The 22,512-nt window shown below is 48.4% G+C and carries 17 protein-coding genes; 14 read left to right on the forward strand and 3 right to left on the reverse strand.

Annotation, left to right across the window (positions count from 1 at the left end):
• The first annotated feature begins 335 nt into the window (after positions 1–335).
• Complete coding sequence (locus tag BN587_RS11500) at positions 336–4,979, forward strand: YadA-like family protein (RefSeq protein ID WP_021720860.1); 4,644 nt, start codon at positions 336–338, stop codon at positions 4,977–4,979.
• A 734-nt stretch (positions 4,980–5,713) separates the two neighbouring features.
• Here BN587_RS11500 and BN587_RS09370 read toward each other — a convergent pair.
• Positions 5,714–6,199, reverse strand: coding sequence for a hypothetical protein (locus BN587_RS09370; protein WP_303684953.1), 486 nt, complete (start codon positions 6,197–6,199; stop codon positions 5,714–5,716).
• A gap of 332 nt (positions 6,200–6,531) precedes the next feature.
• Here BN587_RS09370 and tnpA point away from each other — a divergent pair, with 332 nt between their 5' ends.
• From tnpA to BN587_RS09405, 7 genes are all read left to right on the forward strand, one after another.
• Complete coding sequence (gene tnpA, locus BN587_RS09375) at positions 6,532–6,927, forward strand: IS200/IS605 family transposase (protein WP_021720862.1); 396 nt, start codon at positions 6,532–6,534, stop codon at positions 6,925–6,927.
• Positions 6,927–8,042, forward strand: coding sequence for an IS200/IS605 family element RNA-guided endonuclease TnpB (gene tnpB / locus BN587_RS09380; RefSeq protein ID WP_044484780.1), 1,116 nt, complete (start codon positions 6,927–6,929; stop codon positions 8,040–8,042). The genes tnpA and tnpB overlap by 1 nt, the downstream gene beginning before the upstream one ends.
• A 201-nt stretch (positions 8,043–8,243) precedes the next feature.
• Positions 8,244–8,717: an NfeD family protein gene (locus BN587_RS09385; RefSeq protein WP_021720864.1), complete on the forward strand. Its 474-nt coding sequence runs from the start codon at positions 8,244–8,246 to the stop codon at positions 8,715–8,717.
• Between the two features lie 4 nt (positions 8,718–8,721).
• Entirely contained in the window at positions 8,722–9,729 is a 1,008-nt protein-coding gene (gene floA / locus BN587_RS09390; RefSeq protein ID WP_021720865.1) for a flotillin-like protein FloA, read from the forward strand.
• Positions 9,730–9,743: 14 nt separating this feature from the next.
• Positions 9,744–10,325: a hypothetical protein gene (locus BN587_RS09395; RefSeq protein ID WP_021720866.1), complete on the forward strand. Its 582-nt coding sequence runs from the start codon at positions 9,744–9,746 to the stop codon at positions 10,323–10,325.
• A gap of 38 nt (positions 10,326–10,363) precedes the next feature.
• Positions 10,364–11,839: a polyphosphate:AMP phosphotransferase gene (gene pap, locus BN587_RS09400; protein ID WP_021720867.1), complete on the forward strand. Its 1,476-nt coding sequence runs from the start codon at positions 10,364–10,366 to the stop codon at positions 11,837–11,839.
• 74 nt (positions 11,840–11,913) lie between these two features.
• Positions 11,914–13,629 (forward strand): B12-binding domain-containing radical SAM protein, encoded by a 1,716-nt coding sequence (locus BN587_RS09405; RefSeq protein WP_021720868.1) that lies wholly within the window; start codon positions 11,914–11,916, stop codon positions 13,627–13,629.
• Between the two features lie 205 nt (positions 13,630–13,834).
• Here BN587_RS09405 and rpsT read toward each other — a convergent pair whose 3' ends face one another.
• Positions 13,835–14,098: a 30S ribosomal protein S20 gene (gene rpsT, locus BN587_RS09410; protein ID WP_021720869.1), complete on the reverse strand. Its 264-nt coding sequence runs from the start codon at positions 14,096–14,098 to the stop codon at positions 13,835–13,837.
• A gap of 192 nt (positions 14,099–14,290) precedes the next feature.
• Between rpsT and BN587_RS09415 the strand changes: the two genes are divergently transcribed.
• The 6 genes from BN587_RS09415 (at position 14,291) to glmM (ending at position 21,658) form a co-directional block, all read left to right on the forward strand.
• Positions 14,291–14,665 (forward strand): MerR family transcriptional regulator, encoded by a 375-nt coding sequence (locus BN587_RS09415; RefSeq protein WP_021720870.1) that lies wholly within the window; start codon positions 14,291–14,293, stop codon positions 14,663–14,665.
• 155 nt (positions 14,666–14,820) lie between these two features.
• Positions 14,821–16,620, forward strand: a complete 1,800-nt coding sequence (gene lepA, locus BN587_RS09420; RefSeq protein ID WP_021720871.1) for a translation elongation factor 4 — start codon at positions 14,821–14,823, stop codon at positions 16,618–16,620.
• Between the two features lie 48 nt (positions 16,621–16,668).
• The gene (cdaA, locus tag BN587_RS09425) at positions 16,669–17,508 is read left to right on the forward strand and encodes a diadenylate cyclase CdaA (RefSeq protein WP_021720872.1); all 840 of its coding nucleotides are present in this window, start codon (positions 16,669–16,671) and stop codon (positions 17,506–17,508) included.
• Positions 17,505–18,437, forward strand: coding sequence for a CdaR family protein (locus BN587_RS09430; RefSeq protein WP_021720873.1), 933 nt, complete (start codon positions 17,505–17,507; stop codon positions 18,435–18,437). The genes cdaA and BN587_RS09430 overlap by 4 nt, the downstream gene beginning before the upstream one ends.
• Before the next feature lie 6 nt (positions 18,438–18,443).
• Complete coding sequence (locus BN587_RS09435; protein ID WP_021720874.1) at positions 18,444–20,045, forward strand: NAD(P)/FAD-dependent oxidoreductase; 1,602 nt, start codon at positions 18,444–18,446, stop codon at positions 20,043–20,045.
• Positions 20,046–20,317: 272 nt separating this feature from the next.
• The gene (gene glmM / locus BN587_RS09440) at positions 20,318–21,658 is read left to right on the forward strand and encodes a phosphoglucosamine mutase (RefSeq protein WP_021720875.1); all 1,341 of its coding nucleotides are present in this window, start codon (positions 20,318–20,320) and stop codon (positions 21,656–21,658) included.
• A gap of 465 nt (positions 21,659–22,123) precedes the next feature.
• Here the strand turns inward: glmM and BN587_RS11995 are convergent, their stop codons facing one another.
• Positions 22,124–22,264 carry a hypothetical protein gene (locus tag BN587_RS11995; protein WP_021720876.1) on the reverse strand — a complete coding sequence of 47 codons (141 nt, stop codon included), beginning with the start codon at positions 22,262–22,264 and terminating at the stop codon, positions 22,124–22,126.
• Between the last annotated feature and the right edge of the window lie 248 nt (positions 22,265–22,512).

The raw sequence follows: 22,512 nt of genomic DNA on the forward strand, positions 1-22,512 counted from the left end.
TATAAAAAAATGGAACCTCCGTTACGGTCATGAAGGCCGTTGCGGAGGTTTTTTTAGTGATTAGTGGTTAGTGTGTAGTGGATAGTGATTAGTTTTTAGTGGGAAATGCTTTAACTATTGTTTTATTTGTTACAGTTTTGAACAAAAAATAATCAAGTAAAGTTGGCAAAATGCGTTTTACGATGAGAATTTGCGCTTTACGATACAAGACGTTGAATTCACTGAATTTTATGAGATAATGAGCATGATAAGAGTTGTGCGGAATGCGTCGGATGGTGATAGTTGCATAAGGCGCACGCATGGGTTTGTTTTATACTTTAAGGAGGATGATGATTATGACTAGGAAAAAGAGTAATGTCAAGGCGTTGGCCCTTGCCGTAACGTGCGCAATTCTCGCGGGGGGGGGCATTGGTCTTGAACCGGTGTATGCTGCGGATGTGACGCTGAGTTTGACCAATGGTGCGATTACAGCAGGAAGCGTTATCGGTACCATTAACGGTACAGTTGGCGGCACAGCTATTGCTGATGGAACTATTACCGACGGTAGCCTTACGAACGGCAAGTTTAGCGGGACGGTTACTCTGACTGGCGATGATATTAAAACAGCAATTGAGGGTGTTGATATTTCCATGGCGAAGGTAGGCTCTGATGCTACCAGTGGTACTATCGAGAGTCTGGTCAAAAATGTTGGAGATAATAGTAATGCTATTCAGGCTGTCAATGGTCAGGTAACTAATTTAGATAGTAAAGTAGAAGCTTATAATACTAACCTGAATACTAAGATTACTGAGCAAGTTAGTACACTTGATGCTAAGATTGATACCAAAGTAAATGCATCTGATTTTTCAGCTTACCAGGTAAAAAATGATAAGGCCGTAGATACTTTGAAGTATAACACGCAAAAAATCGAATTCAAGAAAGATAATAAGGTTACGTCTGATAATGCTACTTATATAGATGGTATTACTCATGCTGGCGACGTAAGGCTGGCTAACGGCGAAGTAAGAGCAAAAAGCATAGTTCTTGAAGAAGAATTTGCTGGTGGCACTTCTGCGCAAGCAACACTGACTCGTGAAAGCATAGTAAATCTTCACGGCATGATTGACGGTGAAACTAAAATCAAAGTTGCTGATGGCTCTGAGGTTGGTGGCGTAACGTTTAACCAGGGTAAAGTTACTAATGTAGTAAGCATTAATGATAACTTGAAATTTGAGTCTGACGGAATTTATCTTAATAAAGGTGATCAAGCAAAACAAATAAAATTTAGCAATGACGGAAAAATCATCATCGGTACTTCCTCTAGTGCTTATGATACCGATGGTTTCTATGCTGGCGGTGATGATTACACTGAAGCAAAAGCAGCTATTGATGGTATTAATGGCAAAATTAAAGGTGCTAATGGTGCATTTGGCGTTGACGATAATGGCAATGTAACGACAACCGGCGATATCAAGGGTAAGGATATTACTGCTAGTGGTAAGCTTACTGTAGATGGCGATGCAACTGTTGGTGGCAACCTTGGCGTAATTGGTGACACTACATTGAAAGGCAAGCTGGACGTAACTGGTGACACTACATTGAAAGGCAAGCTGGACGTAACTGGTGACACCACATTGAAAGGCAAGCTGGATGTAACTGGTGACACAACTGTAGGCGGCGATTTGACCGTAACAAAGAAGATCAAAGGTGAATCTTTGAATATTGGTTCTACTGGCAATGAATTTATTGTTGATGCAAATGGCAATACAACTGTTGGCGGCACTCTTGGTGTAACCGGCAAAACTACCTTGAAAGATGAGCTGCAGGTGGATAAAACAGCAACCTTCGGCATTGCGGTAGGTTCGAAGACTGTTATTAAGGGCGATCAGGTTGCAACCGGCAGAATTGAAACTGACGCTACTCAGGCAAGTAAAATTGGTGGAGTTACCCTTCACAACGGTCAAATTACTGCTGAAGGTATGACCATTAATGGAACTATTGATCTGGAAAACCTGAAGGTTAAAAATGAACTGACTGTTGGGACTAATACTAAAATTACTGAAGGCACATTGCAGCTTGGCACTGCCGAAGATAATAAGCTGACTGCTGAGAAGCTTGCTAATATTAATCAGACCATCAAGGCGAACAGGGTAATTGATGCTACTTCTGCAACTATTGGCGGAGTAGAAATTAATGGTGGCAATGTAACAGCAACAGGCACTGTTCAAGGACAAACTATTTATGACGGAGTAGGCGCTAAGTTAGAGAATGGCAAGATTACTGCAAAAGAAGGTCAAATTGGTAATGTTACAATTAGCGCAGCCGGTGAGGTAACTGGTGTCAAGAGCATAGAAGCTAGTACCTTTAAGGTTGATGAAGATAACTACCTGAATAACAATGGTATTACTGCTAAAGGCGGCCACATTGGCGGAGCTGTTATCGATGCAACAACTTTAACTGTTGGCGTTACGAAATTAGACGGTACTGAAGGCATTACCACTAATAAATTAAAGATTGGTGACATGGCCTTAACTGGTACAGGATTAAATACTGGCACTAATGATTTCCAGGTTAATGGTGTTACCTTTAACCAAGGTAAAGTAACTGCTCAGGCTGACAAAGGCTTTGTTGCCGGCACCTCTTCCTTTAAAGAGGGCTCCTTAATTGTCGATGCAAATAACAAATTAGAAGCAACCAGTGGCTTAACCACTGAAAAAGCAACTGTTAATGGTACTTTGGATGTTACCGGTAAGGCTACCTTTGGTACTGCCGGCAAGCAAACTACTATTGATGGCGATGCCGTTACAACTGATACTCTTAAAGCTAACAAGCTTATCTTAGGTGCTTCCGGTGATACTACTGTTGAAGTTAATAAAGATGGTTCCCTGAAAGCAGCTGGCGGAAAGTTTGCAGTTGATAAGGATGGTGCATTGAAGGCAGCTAATGGTGCATTTAATGTAGCTAAAGATGGTAAAACTACCTTTACTAAAGATGCTGATAATTTAAGCTCTATTAATGGTGGTAACATTTGGGCGAAAGCAACGGATATTGCTGACAATACAAGCTCTGAATTGACTCACGATTATAAAGGCTTGCATATTAAAGGTAACAAGTCCGGTCAAAAATCTGCTTTTGATTTCGATACTGCTTCCGGCATTGGCACCTTCACTGGTCAGGATAATTCGACTACTCAAATTAATGGTAGTGCAATTCGTTCGGAAAAGATCGATGGAACTGCTGGCAAGCTTGATGGCGAAAACCTGACTCTTTACAAAGATCCTAACAACCAGACTACAATGTCTGCCGGGAAAGCAACCTTCACTGGTGATGCTGGCGAAAAGGGTGGCAAGGTCACCACTATCAACGGTGGTACGATTAGTACTGATACGCTGAATGTTGAACGTATTAACCTCGGCGAAGATATTCTGGATAGCAATGGTAATCCGCATGGTAGCAATCTGTCCATGGATAAGCAAGGTAACTTCTCCGCAGCAGGTGGTAACTTCAAGGTTACTGGCGGTTCTGGTGCAGACAAAGGTGCTTTCACTAATACCGTTGGCAATACTACTTTGCAGACTGATAATGCTGGCGCAAGCATGAAGTTTGATAACACTGCTGCAACTGGTGGCGTTGAATCTAAGGTTACTGTTGAAGCGAATAAAGCAACTGTTGCTGCTGGCGAAAAAGCTTCCTTCGTAGCTGCTGCCGATAATGGTGGCACTGCTACTATTACTGGCGGTACACAGACTGTAACCACTACTGATAAGGGCACTGTATTCGAAAACTCTGCTCATAAGACTGCGTTCGTAGACAATGGTGCAACCAATACCATTATAAACGGTAACGAAATTACCACCGGCAAGATTACCACTGACCAATTAGTAATTACCGGTCAGGGCAATGCTGACGGCAATGGCGGTTCCATCGCTTTCGGTGGCAATGGCACAATTAAGAGCGATATCAATGATGGTACTGCTAATGGCCAAAAAACCAGCTTTGAAACTACGCTGGATGGCGTAAATACCAAGGTAACTAATGGCACGACTACTACAGAAAACAAGGTTACCGCTGCAGGCAACAGCAACACTGTTAAGCAAGACGATACGCATAAATCCGAATTCAACCAGGGTTTGACCAGCATCGGCGGCGTGGTAACGAATGGCGAAATTAAGGTAGCGCAAAAATTAGACGGTGCAACTGGCCTGCTTACCAACGAAGTTACTGATGCCAACGGAAGCAGCAAGCTGGAGCAAAGCGGCACTGGCCTGACCTATACGGACAGCGCTAATGCAGGCAACGTAACACGCATCGACAGCAGCGACGTTTCCATCGGTTCCGCAACGAACGATAAAGACCGCATCAACCTGTCCGACCTTGGTCAGATTGACGACCTTGACCAGGAAATCCGCGATAACGAAGTGTACAAGAACAACGAAACTGCAGTAGGCGGCATCAATGCTGAAGCTGCAATCCGCCGCGGTGAGGTTGAACGTCTGGATAACCGCATCAGCGAAGAGGTTACCCGTCTTGACGGCCGCATTAACGACGTCAGCGACCGTGTAAATAAGGTAGGCGCAATGGCAGCAGCTATCGCTTCCCTGAAGAGCATTGGCTACGACCCGCAGGCTCCGAGTGAATTCAGCATCGGCCTCGGTCAATACAAGGGCGAAACCGGCGTGGCAATGGGCTTCTTCCACTATCCGAACAAGAACTTCATGATTAATGTCAGCCTGTCTACTGCCGGCGGCGAAACCATGGGCGGTATCGGTGCAACCTGGCGCTTCGGCCACAAATCCCCGCAAAAGCTTTTAGAAGAGCAGCGCGAGGCTCAGGCTAAGAAGGAGCTGGCAGCAGCCGAAAAATATCAGGCAGCAGCAAAACTTGCCAAAGAAGCGCAGGAGCGTGCTGAATATGCAGCCAAACTGGCGCGTCAGGCACAGGTGAGCGCAGATAATGCTAAGGCAGCAGCTGATGCAACCCAGGCTAAGCATTTTGGCTGATAAGCAGGCAGCAGGTGCAGTCATAGCAGGATAACAACTGGTTTTCCTATAAATCATCATACTCCGCCAAGCAATGCCCCATAACTGCTTGCTTGGCAGTTCATGAGGCTGGAATCATAATACTGACCTTATGAACAAAAAAGGCTGGGGTTTGAGCGTTTGCTCAAATTCCAGCCTTAAAACTTGCTAAGCCATATAATCTGTGGTATATTAGTCATAGAGGATGACAACCACCTGCAAAGGTGGGTTGCCTGAGTAAAAAAGTTTTTAGAAAGCCACTTCTTAACCCGCAAAGTGTAGGAGTGGTTTTCTTATTGTTGCGCACAAATTCAAAACTTGCAAAGCTGTGAATTGTGTGGTATATTAGATATAGAAAAGACAACCGCCCACAGAGGTGGGTTGCCGATAGGGTTAAGAAAAATCCGCTCCTTACTCGGGAAAGTCGTGGGGCGGTTTTTCTATGTCCGTAACTTTTTTACTATTTGTTCTTAAAAATGAACGTAAGTAATGCTACGATAAAAACTCCAAAGGACATTAAATCCTGAAAGCTGAAATATACCATAGACATCACCTCCATTCGTATAGAATGAAGGCAACACCACCCCGTGAACCGGTTGTCAAAAACATTTTATCATAAAATTTCAACTAAAACAATAAAATGTTTGCTTATAAAGAGCTTCATTAAAAAATTTAAGACCTTGGCGTCAGTAAAAACTGACATCAAGGTCTTTTTGTTACGCTTTGCGTCTGAGCATATCGGCAATGCGCTTTTGGTTTTCCATCGCTGTCAACGCTCTTTCGTACAGCAGCATCTGCAGCTTGCTTTTGACAGGCTGCAGCTTGGGCGAGCCTTCTATAGTGTAAACAACATTATCGTCCTTATCGGTGTACAGGCTTTTGAGCAGCGCATACTGAGTGCCATCGTTATTATACAAATAAATCTGCGTCATGCTGATTGCTGTTTTCAGCTCCGGCTTGGTGGCCTGCAGCTTAGGCAGCATTTCCTTATTGTAGCGCAGCTCGGCAGACAACAGCAAAAAAAGCTTGTCGCCCTGGCGCAATGCCTGCAAATTATCCTTATCAAGATATAAATCGCCAGCGCTGGTGCTGGTTATTTTTTCCATGTTAGCGTTTTTATCGGTGCCTGCGCCAGCGAAGGCTGTGCAAGTGCAGGCAAGCGCAAAAATCAGCGTCAGTAAAATAAGTAATTTTTTCATCATCAAGTCCCGCCTTTGTTTATAGTAGAAGAAGCTTTTCCTTTATCATACAATTTTTGGCGCAATAAGTAAAGCAGCAAATGTGCTTGCTGTGCACGTCTCCAGAATACTGCTTTTTGAATAAATGCGCCAGAAAAATTCTTTTGTTAAAGTATTACAGGCAGCTTTGCTTTTGGCAGCATAAACTTTAACCTAATCCGCCAGAAGTCCTCCACATCTAAGGTGGGGGATGAAGGTGGGTCTGGCGAATTTACGTAAGTAATTGAGCCGGACAATTGCTCCGTAGATAGCTTTATGATATAATCAGGCATAGAAGTGAAAGGGCTGATTATACTATGAAATTAGACAATAATAACCATTCAGTGTTCTTGCTGTATTACCATCTTGTTCTGGTAGTAAAGTACCGTCGTAAGGTGTTTTCCGACCAGATGAGCCAATATGCAAAAGACATATTTGTTCGTATAGGCTCTTCATATAACATCACATTGGAAGAATGGAACCATGATCAAGACCATGTACATATCATGTTTCGTGCCCATCCTAATACAGAGATGTCGAAATTCATCAACGCTTACAAAAGTGCCAGTTCTAGGCTAATCAAAAAAGATTTTCCAGAAGTTAGGAGTAAATTGTGGAAAGAAATGTTTTGGTCAAGAAGCTATTGCTTGCTGACGACAGGCGGTGCTCCTATTGAGACAATTCGTAAATACATAGAAAATCAAGGCAGGTGATTATAGTGAATAAGGCATACCGATACAGGCTCTACCCGACAATTGAACAGAAGATTATGTTTGCCAAGACTTTCGGCTGTGCCAGATTCATCTATAACAAGATGCTTGGAGATCGACTTGATTACTATAAGGAAACAGGCGAGAGGCTGAACAATACACCTGCACAGTACAAGAAAGAATTTCCTTGGCTGAAAGAGGTTGACAGCCTTGCTCTCGCCAATGCCCAAATAAACCTGAACAAGGCGTATAACAACTTTTGGAGCAATAGGAAGCATTTTGGCAAGCCACGCTTCAAGTCGAAGAAAACAGGTCATGCTTCATATTCTACGAACAACCAACATGGCTCTGTAAGAATCGAGGGAAACAAAGTCAAGCTGCCTAAAATAGGCTGGGTAAAGCTGTGTCTGCATCGTCCATTGATGGAAAATAGCACCATAAAGACTGTAACCATAAGTAAAACACCGTCAGGAAAATACTATATCAGCATTTTGGTGGAGTATGAAAACCAAATACTTCCCATCATACCGAAGAATTTTCTTGGATTGGATTTTGCTATGCACGGGCTGTATGTTGCTTCCGATGAGGACAATGCCGATTATCCAAATTTCTTACGGGAAGCCGAAAAGAGATTGGTCAAGGCACAAAGAAAACTCTCCAAGAGACAAAAAGGGAGCCGTAATAGGAATAAACAAAGACTGCGTGTGGCTGTACTCCATGAGAAAATTGCTAATCAACGCCGCGACTTCCTGCATAAGAAAGCTCGTTATCTTGCAGACCGCTATGATGCGATTGGCATAGAGGACATTAGCGTAAAGGCCATGGCGAAGCGAAAGAAGGGTGGCAAGTTCAGCTTTGGTAAATCCATATCCGACAATGGCTGGAGCATGTTCACAAGTATGCTGGAATACAAACTTGCATGGCAGGGTAAGCAACTTATCAAGATAGACAAATGGTATCCAAGCAGTCAGCTATGCCATGTCTGTGGCTACCAGAACAATGACACCAAAGACTTATCTGTGCGGGAATGGGATTGCCCTAAGTGTGGCAGTCATCATAACCGTGACAAGAACGCTGCAATAAATATTAGAGAAGAAGCTAGGCGAATATCTGCCTAGCGTAACTCATAAAGTACCGTGGGTCGCACGGGAATCTACGCCTGTGGAGAGAGTGTAAGTCGCCATAACTCTTCGGAGTTAGTGGTGCTGTTCTCGCTGAAGCAGGAAGCTTCCGCCTCTATAGGCAGGGGTACGTTCACATTTACTTCATGCTTTTACTCTGCTATACTATAATTGTACAAGCGTTGAGGAGGTGCAATCATGCCATTGGAATATTATTTTATGCTGGCGGGCCTTGTCCTGCTGCTGATAGAATTTGTTGTGCCGGGCTTCGGAATTTTCGGTGTCAGCGGCATGGTGTGCCTGACAGTCGGCGGCTTTTACGTTTTGGGCGGCAATGCCTGGGCGGCGCTGGTGCTGTTGGCAGTGTATCTGTTTTTGGTGCTGGTGATTACGCTGCTGTGCGTGTATCTGCCCAAGGAAAGCAAGTATAATCCCTTTGTGCTGTGGACACGTCAAAAAAACAGCGAGGGCTACACCGGCGGCAAAAACTGGAGCATGCTGGTGGGCAAAAGAGGCACAGCCTTGACTACGCTGCGTCCTGCAGGCACGATTCTGGTGGACGGCAAGCGTCTTGATGTGAGCAGCCAGGGAGATTATATCGAAAAGTCTGCTTCCGTGATTATTGTGCGGGTAGAGGGCAGCAAAATTTTTGTAGAACAAACGAAGGAGTGACATTATGGATGTATTATTCAGTATGATTTTCGGCGGTGGCTTTGTAGTAGTTCTGGCCATTGTCGGTATAGCAATTTTTCTTAACTTTGTGCCGTTGGGATTGTGGATTTCCGCAATTGCTGCTGGCGTTAATGTAGGCATCTTCAACCTCATCGGTATGCGCCTGCGCCGCGTGCCCGCGTCGCAGATTGTGCTGCCGCTGATTAAGGCGAACAAGGCAGGCCTTGACGTTAATGTTAACCAGCTGGAGGCGCATTATCTGGCAGGCGGTAATGTTGACCGCGTTATTGATGCTTTGATTGCGGCCCACAGAGCGCAGATTGAGCTGAGCTTTGAGCGTGGCTGTGCCATCGACCTGGCAGGCCGTAATGTGCTGGAGGCTGTGCAGATGAGCGTTAACCCCGAGGTTATCGAAACTCCGGTAGTAAGCGCTGTTGCCAAGGACGGCATTGAACTGAAGGTAAAGGCACGCGTAACCGTGCGCGCCAACATTGACCGCTTAGTAGGCGGTGCCGGCGAAGCAACGATTATTGCGCGTGTCGGCGAAGGCATTGTAACAAACGTAGGCTCCAGCGCCGACCACAGCAAGGTACTGGAAAACCCCGACTATATTTCCAAAACAGTTTTGGACAAGGGCCTTGATGCAGGCACCGCTTTTGAAATTCTTTCCATTGATATTGCGGACGTAGATGTAGGCCGTAACATCGGCGCTGCGCTGATGACCGACCAGGCGGAGGCAGACAAGCGCATTGCTCAGGCACGCGCTGAGGAACGCCGTGCGATGGCTGTTGCCAAGGAACAGGAGATGAAGGCCTATACACAGGAAATGCAGGCGAAGGTTGTGGAAGCACAGGCTAAGGTGCCGACAGCGATGGCTGAAGCACTGGCTAACGGCCGCTTGGGTGTAATGGATTACTACCGTCTGAACAATATTCAGGCAGATACGCAGATGCGCCGTACGATTGCCGAGGTAAGCCCGGAGGGCGAGGAAAAGCCTGAGGGCAGTAAATAAGCGAGGTGCAGCTTATGGGCGGTTTATTTGACCATAATTTAATCCCCCTGCTTTTTGTCCTCGTAATGCTGGCCAACGTATTTTTGGACCGTCGCAACCGCCGCCGCCGCAGACAGCAGGAGCTGCCGCAGGAAACGGCGGAGCCGACGCAGGCAGAGAAGCAAACGCAGGCTAAGCCTAAGGACCTTGCCGCCGAGTTTGAACGCCGTCTGAAAAAGACGACGGAAGAAGCACAGGCACGCAAGCGTCAAAGCAGCCAAGGCGTAGTGCATGACGGAACGCGTGTGCGCCGTGATGATGGCAGCAGAGTTCACCGTGACGGCGAAGCACTGCATGACCACACCGGCAGGATTCACCGCGAAAACGAAGACCTCGTGCATGACAGGGGCAAGGTTTATTACGACCCCCGCGGTGATTACAGCTATGATGAAGCGAAGATGAACGCTGCTGCGGCAGCGTTTAATGCGCGCTACGCGCAGGCGCAGCCTGCAGCGAAAAAGCGCGTCAAGCTGAAGCATGCGGCGCTGGTCAACGGCATTATCATGGCAGAGGTATTAGGAAAACCGCGCGCTCTTAACCCCTACGAGGAGCGCTGATTTAAAGATTCTCGCAAACAGTAAGGAGATGTTGGAGAATGTTGGAAAAGCTGGATTTGAGTAAAAAAGTGTCCAAGGAAGAATACAACAGGCAGATGGAAGTGCTGGGTGAACGCCTGGGAAAGGCGCAGCGCATGGCGCGCGACGCCAAAAGACCGATTATCATCGTGTTTGAGGGCTGGCGCGGTGCACGCCGCAGTGCGCTGATTAACGAAATGATGCAGCAGATGGATGCCCGCGGTTTTAATGTTTATTCCAGCGTGCGTTTGCGCGGTGTAATGCAGGAGCAGCCGTTTTTCGGCGCCTTCTGGAAGCGTTTGCCGGCGTTGGGACATATTGTCGTTTATCACCGTAGCTGGTATTATCTGAAAAACGCCAACGAGCTGGCGGATAAAGAGGATAACACCAAGTATCCTGCTGTTTCCTTTGAGCATATCAACAACTTTGAAAAAATGCTTACGGATGATAATTATCTCGTGCTCAAATTTTTCCTGCATCTGTCACCGGAGCAGCAAAAGAAAAATATCGCCAAGAATGCCAAAACACTGGGCAAGGCGTGGCGTGACCTGAATCCTGCTATTGATGAAAGCGAAGATTACGATAAATTTTTGCCGCATTACGAAAAAATGCTGGAGGCTACCGATACGGTAAACGCTCCCTGGCACCTGATTGCCGACGATGATCCGCGCAGCGCGCGTCTGGAGGTATTCGGCACGATTGCCGATGCTATCGAAAAGGCTGTGCAGATGCCTGTCGAGCCTGCTGCCGACAAGCGCACCGCAGCAACCTACGATGTGCTGAGCAAGATTGATGCCAACAAGGAGCTTACCAAGGAAGAATATAAGGAAAAGCTGGATAAGTACCAGAAAAAGCTGACACAGCTGCAGATTGAAATGTTCAAGGCGCAGATTCCTGTTGTTATCGGCTTTGAGGGCTGGGACGCTGCCGGCAAGGGCGGCGCTATCCGCAGACTGACGGCGGCACTGGACCCGCTGGGTTTTCATGTGCACCCGATTGCGGCGCCGAACGTGGTTGAAAAGCAGTTCCATTATCAGTGGCGCTTCTGGACTAAATTGCCGCAGCCGGGCACTATAGCGATTTTTGACCGCACCTGGTACGGACGTGTCATGGTAGAGCGCATCGAAGGCTTTGCCAAACCGCAGGAATGGCAGCGTGCCTACGATGAAATCAAGGATATGGAAGCGCAGTGGAGCGAGCATGGTATCGCTATTGCCAAGTTCTGGCTGCAGATTGACAAGGATGAGCAGCTGCGACGCTTCAATGACCGTCAGGCTGACCCCAACAAGCAGTGGAAGATTACGGACGAGGATTGGCGTAACCGTGATAAATGGGATGCCTACGAAGCGGCAGTCAACGAAATGCTGGTGCGCACCGACACCTCGTATGCACCGTGGACCGTGGTTGAGGGCAACAATAAATATTATGCCCGCTTAAAGGTTTTGAAAACAGTTATCGATTTGTTTGAACGTAAGCTGGCAGAAAAAAATCAGTAAAATACAAGAGATATCAGCGTAATCTTGCGCTGATATTTTCTTAATAGATTATAGATACTCGGAGAGGAAATGCTTTGTCCTGGATAATCAAAAACTATATTAAAGAAACAAGAGAAAATGAAACCGGCGCGCAGGTGTATCCGCCGGGCTTACGCCATCCGGTAGCGTTTATTTACCCCAACGTCTACCATCTGGGCATGTCGAACCTGGGAATGCACATTTTGTATCAGATGATTAACGAGCGCGGCGACAGCGCCTGCGAACGCTTCTTTTTACCGGATAAACGCTTGCAGCAGGAGCATATCAAAAGCAAAACACCGCTGCTGAGCTTGGAAAACCAGCGTCCGCTGGCAGATTTTGACGTTATCTTCGTCATGCTGTCCTTTGAAATGGACTATGATAATCTGCTGACGGTGCTGGATTTGGGCAATATCCGCCTGCGGGCGGCGGAGCGCAATCAGCGCGAGCCTTTGGTGATTATCGGCGGTCCCTGTGCTACCTTTAATCCCGAGCCTTTGGCTGCTGTGGCTGACGCCTTTGTTATCGGCGAGGGCGAGGAAACAGTGCAGCACGTTCTTGATACTATCTACCGGGAGGAAAGCAAGCAAGAGCGCTTGGCGGCGCTGGCGCAGGTGCCGGGCGTTTATGTTCCCAGCCTGTACACGGCGCAGTACGATGACGAGGGCGAGTTTACCGCCCTGCTGCCGCAGGAAGGTGCGCCTGCGAAGGTTGCACGCCAGTGGGCGCGTGATATCGACGCATATCCGCACACCTCTGCTATCGTGACGAGCGGAACGGAATTTGAGGATATGTTTATCGTCGAGGTGGCGCGTGGCTGCGGCCGTCACTGCCGCTTCTGCATGGCAGGCTACTGCTTCCGCAAGCCGCGTCCGCGTAAGTTGGAAAATATTTTGGCAGATATCGCCAAGCGTCCCGAGCGCACGAAAAAGGTGGGCCTGATGGGCGCTGCCGTTTCCGACCATCCGCAGATGGCGGAGCTGACGGAATACTTAGTAGAGCATAAGATACCGTTTTCCGTGGCCAGCATGCGCGCCGATATGCTCACGGAGCAGATTGCGCATGCACTGGCGCAGAGCGGACAGCGCACGATGACCGTAGCGCCGGAGGCAGGCAGCGAGCGGATGCGCGCTGCGATTAACAAGGGCATTACGGAGGAGCACGTTTATAATTCTATCGAGCTGGCTGCTGCTGCCGGAATGCGCAACATCAAGCTGTATTATATGATCGGTCTGCCGGGAGAAGAGGACGAGGATATCGTTGAAACGGTGGAGATGATTAAACGCGTGCGTGCCAAGATGGATGCTGTGGGCAACAAGGGCGAGCTGGTTATTTCGGTAAACGGCTTTGTGCCCAAGCCATTTACGCCGTACCAATGGGCGCCGCTTTGCAATGTGCGCACGCTGAAGAAGCGCTTTAAAATTTTGAGCGACGGTCTGAAGAAGGAAAAGCGCATCAAGCTGATAACCGAATCGCTGAAGGAAACCGTGGTGCAGTCCGTACTGGCGCGCGGCAGCAGACGTATCGGCGAAGCGTTGCTGAAGGCGCATGTGGAAGGCCGCAGCCTGAAGCAGGTGCTGAAGGAAGAAGGCCTGGATGCCGAGGAGCTGGCGGAGCGCGAGCTGCAGGTAGGCCAGCCGCTGCCCTGGCAGCATCTGGACATGGGCGTGACGCAGGAGTATCTTGCGGCCGAGCTGCAGCGCAGCGAAAGCGGCAAGTTTACGCCGATGTGCTTTGACGGCTGCCGTCGCTGCGGTGTCTGCCGGGAGTAAGGCTTAGGCAGTGAAATAACTGCTGCCAATAAAAAATTAAGCATCCCTACACTTTTTGCAGGAAAAGTGTGGGGATGCTTTTGTTATTTTACGCTATAATGATGCGCTTCATACATCAATTATGATCTTGATTAGCTTGCCTGCAAAAATTTATCCCTGAAATGCAAAAAACCTGCTCTTTTCAGAGCAGGTCAGCTTGTAAGAATTAAGCCATAGCGTTGATTCTCTTTGCAAGTCTGGATTTTTTGCGAGCTGCAGCATTCTTATGGATAATGCCTTTGCGAGCTGCTTTATCGAGCAAACCGGAAGCAGTAGCCATAGTAGCTTGAGCGTCTTCTTTAGCGCCGGTTTTAGTCAGAGCTTCTACTTTGCGGGAAGCATTGCGGAGAGCTGCTTTAATCGGAGCGTTTTTAGCACGACGTTCTGCGTCGGTCTTTACACTGCGGATGGAAGATTTAATGTTCGGCAACGAATTTCACCTCCTGAATTTTCTTGTACTGCATTATTCTACCACGAATGCGAGCATTATGCAAGAGAAAATCACAAATATGCCTGACTGTTCCTGTAAAAAATATTTTGCGGACGCTTGACCTGGAGCTGACTCCAAATGTTAAAATAAAAGCAGGAAGCAAGAAAGGTATCTTGGCAGGAGGTAATCAGAATGAAAATAAACGAAGTAAGCAAAATTTATGACATTACTGCGGACACGCTGCGTTATTATGAGCGCATCGGCTTGATTCCAACTGTGAACCGCAATGAAAGCGGTATTCGCGACTACACCGAAACAGACTGCAACTGGGTAAACTTTGCCAAATGCATGCGCGCGGCAGGTATTTCGGTAGAAAGCCTGATTGAATATGTGGCACTGTTTCAGCAGGGCGACAAAACAAGGGCGGCACGCAAGGAAATTTTAATCGAGGAGCGTGCCAAACTGCTCGAGCGCATGGCGCAGATGCAGGAAACGCTCGATAAGTTGAATTATAAAATTGACAATTATTACAAGTGCGTTGAATTTGAGGATACTAAACTGAAATAAAACGCAGTACGAGGAGAGACGGCACCGAGCTGTCTCTCTTTTTAGTTTACAGGCTTTGCTGTATAATGGTATAATAATTAGTACTAATAAAACAGGCTCAAGCCAATATTGGCCTGAAATAATACATTTTAATGAAGGAGCAGGAAGAGTAATTTATGATTGAACAAAATCACATTCGCAACTTTTCTATTATCGCCCATATAGATCATGGCAAGTCTACCCTGGCGGACAGATTGATTGAATATACAGGAACGCTGAGCAAGCGTGAGATGGAGGAGCAGATTCTCGATTCTATGGATTTGGAGCGTGAACGCGGCATCACCATCAAGGCGCAGGCTGTGCGCAGCATTTACAAGGCGCGCAACGGCGAGGAGTATATGCTGAACTTTATCGACACCCCGGGCCACGTAGACTTTACCTACGAGGTTTCGCGTGCATTGGCAGCGTGCGAGGGTGCACTGCTGGTTATCGACGCTACTCAGGGCATTGAAGCGCAGACATTGGCTAACGTGTATCTGGCGCTGGATAACGATCTGGAGATTATTCCGGTTATCAATAAGATTGATTTGCCGAGTGCGGACCCGGAGCATGTAAAAAGGGAAATCGAGGACGTTATCGGTATTGATGCTTCCGACGCAGTTTTGTGCAGTGCAAAAACAGGCATTGGCATCGAGGACGTGCTGGAAGCAATCGTAGCGCGCGTGCCGGCGCCGCAGGGCGATGCGGAAGCACCGCTGAAGGCATTGGTATTTGACTCCAAATTTGACGCTTACAAGGGCGTAGTTTTATATATACGCATTATGCAGGGCCGTCTGCGCAAGGGCATGAAGATTCGCATGATGGCAACCGGTGCGGAATTTGATGTTACCGAGGTTGGTTACTTCAAACCCGGCATTGTCAATGTTGATGAGCTGGAGGAGGGCCAGGTAGGCTTCTTTGCTGCCAGCATCAAAAATGTTAAGGATGCACGCGTAGGCGATACCGTAACCGATGCCGATAATCCTGCCGAAAAAGCGTTGCCCGGTTACCGCAAGGCTACACCGATGGTATACTGCGGTTTGTATCCGGTAGAGAATTCCGATTACGATAACCTGCGTGATGCTTTGGAAAAGCTGCAGCTGAACGATGCTTCTCTGGTATTTGAGCCGGAGACATCTACTGCGCTGGGCTTTGGCTTCCGCTGCGGCTTTTTGGGCCTGCTGCATATGGACGTTATCAAGGAGCGCCTGGAGCGCGAATATAATCTGAGCCTGATTACTACCGCGCCTAACGTTATTTATGAGGTGTTCCGCACCAACGGCGACGTTGAAATGGTAGATAACCCGTCCCTCTTCCCAGACCCGACCGTTATCGACCATGTTGAGGAGCCCTTCGTCAATGCTACCATTATTGTGCCTAAGGATTACGTTGGCGCTGTCATGGAGCTGAGTCAGGAAAAACGCGGTGAATACGATAACATGACCTATCTTGATGATACCCGTGTAATGATTCACTACGCATTGCCGCTGAGTGAAATTATCTTTGACTATTTTGATCGTCTGAAATCCGCTACCCGCGGTTATGCTTCTTTGGACTACGAGCTGTCCGGCTACCGTTATTCCGATCTGGTGAAGGTACATATCCTGCTGAACGGCGAGCCTGTCGATGCGCTTTCGGCGATTGTTCATAAGGAATTTGCTACTGTTCGCGGCCGTCAGCTGGTTGAAAAGCTGCGCAGCCTGATTCCGCGTCAGATGTTTGAAATTCCGGTACAGGCAGCAATCGGCAACAAGGTTATTGCCCGCGAAAACGTCCGCGCTATGCGTAAGGACGTACTGGCGAAGTGCTACGGCGGCGATATCAGCCGTAAGCGTAAGCTGCTGGAAAAACAGAAGGAAGGTAAAAAGCGTATGAAGCAGGTTGGCAGTGTAGAGCTGCCGCAGGAGGCATTCATGGCGATTCTGAAAATGGACTAAGGCTTAGCGCTTAGTCGATAGTGTCTGATAGATAGGAGCAATGCAATTATGATGATACAACTGCAAGGCTTGCTTTCGACAATCACCTTTTTGGATATTATTGATATTGTCGTCGTTGCCTATTTTCTTTACCGTTTGTTCCTGATGCTGAAAAACACCCGTGCCGCAACACTGGGCAAGGGCCTCATGGTGCTGATAGGCTTCACGCTTATCTGCCGTTGGCTGAACCTGCATGTTATCAGCTGGCTGCTGGAAAAGAGCATGACGGTGATTATGGTTGCCCTGCCTGTTGTTTTTCAGCCAGAGCTGCGCCGTGCTTTGGAGCAGATTGGTCGCGGTAAGCTGTTTCATAAGGGCAGCGAGCTGGATGAGCAGGAGCTGGAGGAAATGCTGGATGCCGTTTCCCATGCCACTAAGGTTATGAGCAAAAACAAGGTAGGCGCGCTGATGGTTTTTGAGCGTGCTACCGGTTTGGCAGAGCGTATCGAAACCGGTGTGCCGATTGACGGTCTGGTGAGCTCGGGACTGCTGCAGAACATTTTTGTTAAGGATACACCGTTGCATGACGGCGCTGTTATTATCCGCGGCAACCGTGTTGTGGCTGCCTGCTGCCTGCTGCCGCTTACGGAAAACCGTAATCTGAGCCAGGAGCTGGGCACACGTCATCGCGCTGCTATCGGTATGTCCGAGCAGTCTGATGCGATGATTCTCGTTGTCAGTGAGGAAACCGGTACGATTTCTATTGCCCGCAATGGCGAGCTGATGCGTTACCTGACGGTGGATGATGTGAAGGAAATTTTGCGTATAGCTATTTTCCGTCCGCATACAGCAGTTAAGAATTCTTTGGTTGATAAAATCAAGAGCTTGTGGGGCGGTGAGAAAAAATGAGATTTTTGCAAAGGCTGGCGCGTAAGGAAAATTTATTTGCAAGGATTATCTGCCTGCTCATGGCCTGTGGCCTGTGGGTATATGTAATGACCGACCAGAACCCGATAATCGAGCGCAATATCGAGGTGCGTCTGCAGCAAAGAAATCTGCCGCAGAATATGATGGTCTTTAATGCTCCCGATAAAATTCTGGTAAAGGTGCGCGGTTCGCGTGCCAAGCTGAGTTCAGATAATCTGAGTGCTGAAATCAATGCTTCTATCAATTTGAAAAATATAACCGAAGGTCAGCAGAGTCTGCCGATTACGGTAACCTACTCCGGTGGCGAGATTGTATCCGTAACGCCTAAAGAGGTTTCCATATATGTAGATACGGTAAGCGAGAAAAAGGTTCCCGTTACTACTCGTATCGTGGGCGCGATGAACAGTGATATGACCATCGGCAGCAGTATAATTACTCCGGCGGAGGTTACTCTGCGCGGTGCAACGCATCGTATTGATAAGGTAAACCGCGTTGTTGCTCCGATTGATATCAGCAATCATACCGGCAGCTTCCAGACGGAAAGCGAGCTTGTTGCCGTGAGTGACGACGGTTACGATATTCCTAATATGAGAATTATCCCTGAGCGTGTAATGGTGCAGGCCAATATGGTAAGCCAGATGCATTCGCTTGATATTCCGGTTAAGCTGGTTATGAGCGGTGATTTGCCTGCCGGTATTGTTGTTACCAAAACAGAGATTGTGCCGACAAGCGTTCGCGTTACCGCACCGCCTTCCGTGCTGAAGGAGCTGAAGGATGTCAAGACCAAGCCCGTGGATGTAAGCAAGCTTGATGGCAGTACTGTTGTGGCGGCTGAGCTTGATCTGCCGGAAAAGGTTATTCCCGAAAGACGTACAGTGCAGATAAAAATATCGGTAGAAAGGCAGAATTAATTTTAGATGAAGCTGAAAATTAACAATGTGCGTATCAGCCTGCGTCAGGAGCAGACGCTGGAGCAGGCGGTGTGCCGCAAATGTGGTATACCGCGCGATGCTTTGGGCAGTGTGCAGATAGTACGCAAGGCAGTGGATGCGCGCAAGAAAAATGATATCTGCCTCAACTACCATGTGCTGGCAGAGGTTGAAACAGGCGGCAGACAGGCGAAGCGCCTGCTGGCGGACCGCGACATCACGCAATATCAGGAGCAGCAGCCGACGCTGGAGCTGGGAACACTGCCGCTGAGCGCACCGCCAGTGGTTATCGGTGCCGGTCCTGCGGGACTTTTGGCAGCACTGCAGCTGGCAGAGCATGGCTATAAGCCGCTTCTTTTGGAGCGCGGCAAGCCGGTGGCGCAGCGTGTGCAGGATGTGCAGCGCTTTTGGCAGACGGGAGAATTCAACCCCGCGTCCAACGTACAGTTTGGCGAGGGCGGTGCAGGTACCTTTTCGGACGGCAAGCTGACTACGCGTGTGAACGATCCTATGATGGCCGAAATCCTGCAGCTTTTTGTAGCTGCAGGCGCGCCGGAAAATATTTTGTACGAGCACAAGCCGCACGTTGGTACAGATAAGCTGCGTGCGATGGTACAGGGACTCAGCCGCCGTATTGCGGAGCTGGGCGGCAGCGTGCGTTATGATGCGCATGTGGTTGATCTGGATATCAAAAATAATGCTGTGCAGGGTGTAATCCTTGACGGCGGCGAAAGGCTGGCGGCAGGAGCCGTGGTACTGGCCTGCGGTCACAGCGCGCGTGATACCTACGCTATGCTGGCACGCAGGGGCGTTGGCATTGTGGCGAAGCCCTTTGCTATCGGCGTGCGTATAGAGCACCCGCAGGAGCTGATTGACAGGGCGCAGTACGGCAGCTTTGCGGGACATCATCTGCTGGGCGCAGCGGATTACGCGCTTGTTTACCACACGCAGGATAAAACACGCACAGCCTATTCGTTCTGCATGTGCCCGGGCGGTCAGGTGGTTGCTGCCGCTTCGGAGGCCGGCGGCGTGGTTGTCAACGGCATGAGCATGTTTAAGCGTGACAGCGGCATTGCCAACAGTGCGCTGGTAGTGAATGTGGACAGCCGGGATTTTGGCGAGGGTGCGCTGGCAGGCGTAGAATTCCAGCGCCGCTACGAGCAGCTTGCTTATGCGGCGGCAGGCAGCAGCTATGATGCGCCTGCGCAAAATCTGGACAGCTTTTTGAAGCGCAGCACTCCGTCCTTGGAATGTTTGGTGCAGCCAAGCTATCGTCCGGGACTTGCGGCCTGCAGCTTAGATAAGGTGCTGCCTGCCTACGTTACGGATACTCTGCGCGAGGGCATTACGAGCTTCGGCCGCAAGCTGGCGGGTTACGCCGACGGCGGCGCGCTGCTGACGGGTGTGGAAACACGCACCTCGGCGCCGGTCCGTATCGAGCGCGACAGGCAGAGCTATGTATCGCTGACGCATGATTTGCTTTATCCCTGCGGCGAAGGCGCAGGCTATGCCGGCGGTATTATGAGCGCCGCGCTTGACGGCTATCATGTGGCGCGTGCGATTATGGAAAGATTTGCGCCGGTGAAGTAGGATAGGTTGGAGCAATACTGATAATTAGGCTCCCCTTGGGGGGACAAGGTGAATTGCCCGTAGGGCAAGAGAAGGCGCCCTGGGGCGGGTGGCATCGCCTAGCGATGACGGAGAGGGGCGCGCTCAGCATAGCGAATACCAACCCCTCTCAGTCACCCTGCGGGTGACAGCTCCCCCCAAGGGGAGCCTCTATCTTCTGTTATTGTTGATAAATCTCAACAATTTCCAACTTACATATAAACGCATTAACATTAGGGAGGTTATTACAAAAAATGGCAAGATTATTTGGTACTGATGGTGTTCGCGGTGTAGCGAACGTAGAGCTTACTCCGGAGCTGGCCTTTAAGCTGGGCTATGCTGCCGCAAAATACTTTGGCCGCGAGGTTTCCTGCCCGAAAATTATTATCGGCAGAGATACACGCCGCAGCGGACAAATGCTGGAAAGTGCTTTGGCAGCAGGCATCTGCAGCGCTGGCGGCAATGCACATCTTCTGGGCGTTATGCCTACTCCGGCAGTTTCCTTTCTGACCAGTGAGGTTAAGGCTAACGCCGGTGTAGTAATTTCTGCTTCTCACAATCCGTTTGAAGACAACGGCATCAAATTCTTCTCTCAGACAGGTTACAAGCTGCCTGACGCAGTAGAGGACGAAATTGCAGCTATCGTTGCTACACCGATTGATTACACTCAGGCAGTAAGCGGCAGCAGCGTAGGCCAGATTATTCATGAAAAGGATTTGTCCGCACTGTATATTAAGCACATTCTGAGTACTGCTTATGCTAAGCTGAATGGTCTGAAGATTGTTATGGACTGCTCCAACGGTGCCAACAGCGAAATCGCACCGGTTATCCTGCGCAGTCTCGGTGCTGAGGTTGTGGCAATTTTCAACGAGCCTAACGGCATCAACATCAACAACGGCTGCGGCTCCACTCATCTGGAGGCTTTGCAGAAGAAGGTTGTCGAGGTTGGCGCTCATGTAGGTATCGCCAATGACGGCGACGCCGACCGCTGCCTGGTAGTTGACGAAAACGGCGAGGCTATGGATGGCGATCAGATTATGCTGATTTGCGCTCTGGAGCTGATGAAGCGCAACAAGCTGCATGATAATATGCTGGTAACCACTGTTATGAGTAACGTTGGCCTGCATCAGGCTATGAAGGCTCATGGTGGCAAGACTGTCAAAACCGCTGTAGGTGACCGCTATGTACTGGAAGAAATGCTCAAGCACAATTATTCTATCGGCGGCGAGCAATCCGGTCATATCATTTTCTCCGAATTCGCTAAAACCGGCGACGGCATTCTGACTGCTGTACAGCTGTTGTGCGCAATGGTTCGCAACAACAAGCCTTTGTCCGAGATGGGCGCCGTAATGACTAAATTCCCGCAGATTCTGCTGAATGTACGCGTGAAGAATAAAAATGGCTGGGAAGAAAAGGCTGCTATTCAGGAAGTAATCAAAAAATACCAGGATGAGCTGGGCGAAAACGGCCAGATTCTGGTACGTGCTTCCGGCACTGAGCCTTTAATCCGTATTATGGCCGAAGGACCGAAGCAGGAGCGTCTGGAACAGATTGCCAACGCTATTGCCGACGTTGTAACCAAGGAGCTGGCATAAGCAGGACTTTGCGAAATGAAACTTAAAAGCAGACCATTACATCATTTTCGGATGCAATGGTCTGCTTTTGTATTTTGCATATTTTCTTTTTGACGAACATATGTTAAAATATATTTGTGCTACCAGAATACGGTAGGCGGTTGCCCTCTACGGAGGGTTTGCGGCCCTCGATTTGCCGACATCTATATTTTTATAGAAATCTACAAGGAAGAGGGTGGTACTGATGAATATACTGGAAGTTCTTGCATTGCTTGGTTTTGGGCTTGGATGCATTAAATTTGGTTATGAACTCGGTAAAAACGCAAAAAAATAACCGCCCAGCTCCTACACTAGCGGTTATTTTTAACAGTTAATTTGAAGGGCAACCGTCTATCGGTAGCACTCTTTCTATTTCTATGATAGCATAAAGTAAAGCGTTTGACAACCGTTCTGATTAAATTCACAAATCCCTCACGTCTTATACTATTACTCATCAAAACTCTTGATTACGGAATAAATTATACAACCAACAACAATCAGTCCGATACCTGCTAATGCGAGGAAAGGTGCCGCAGGGAGCAAGAAGGCCATACCGCCAATCATTATTAAAATTTTGTTGTCTGGCATAAGAAGCCACCTCACAGTTCTTCACATCGTTATCTTACGGGATTTTCTCTTAAAGTTTTATGCAAGCGTTCTGCCCCTTTACCGAAGCAGTAATAGCTAAATCCTGCACTAACCACTCCTCCAATCCATGGAGCTGATTTAGCAGGAATTTTACTCAAAGCATCTTTTGTTACTTTAATTCCAACTTGTTTGCAAACTCGTTGTAGCAAGGGATACCAAGCAGTTTTTGTCAAAGCTGCTCTCAAAAT

This window comes from Phascolarctobacterium succinatutens CAG:287 (genome assembly GCF_000434895.1).
GTDB lineage: Bacteria > Bacillota > Negativicutes > Acidaminococcales > Acidaminococcaceae > Phascolarctobacterium_A > Phascolarctobacterium_A succinatutens_A.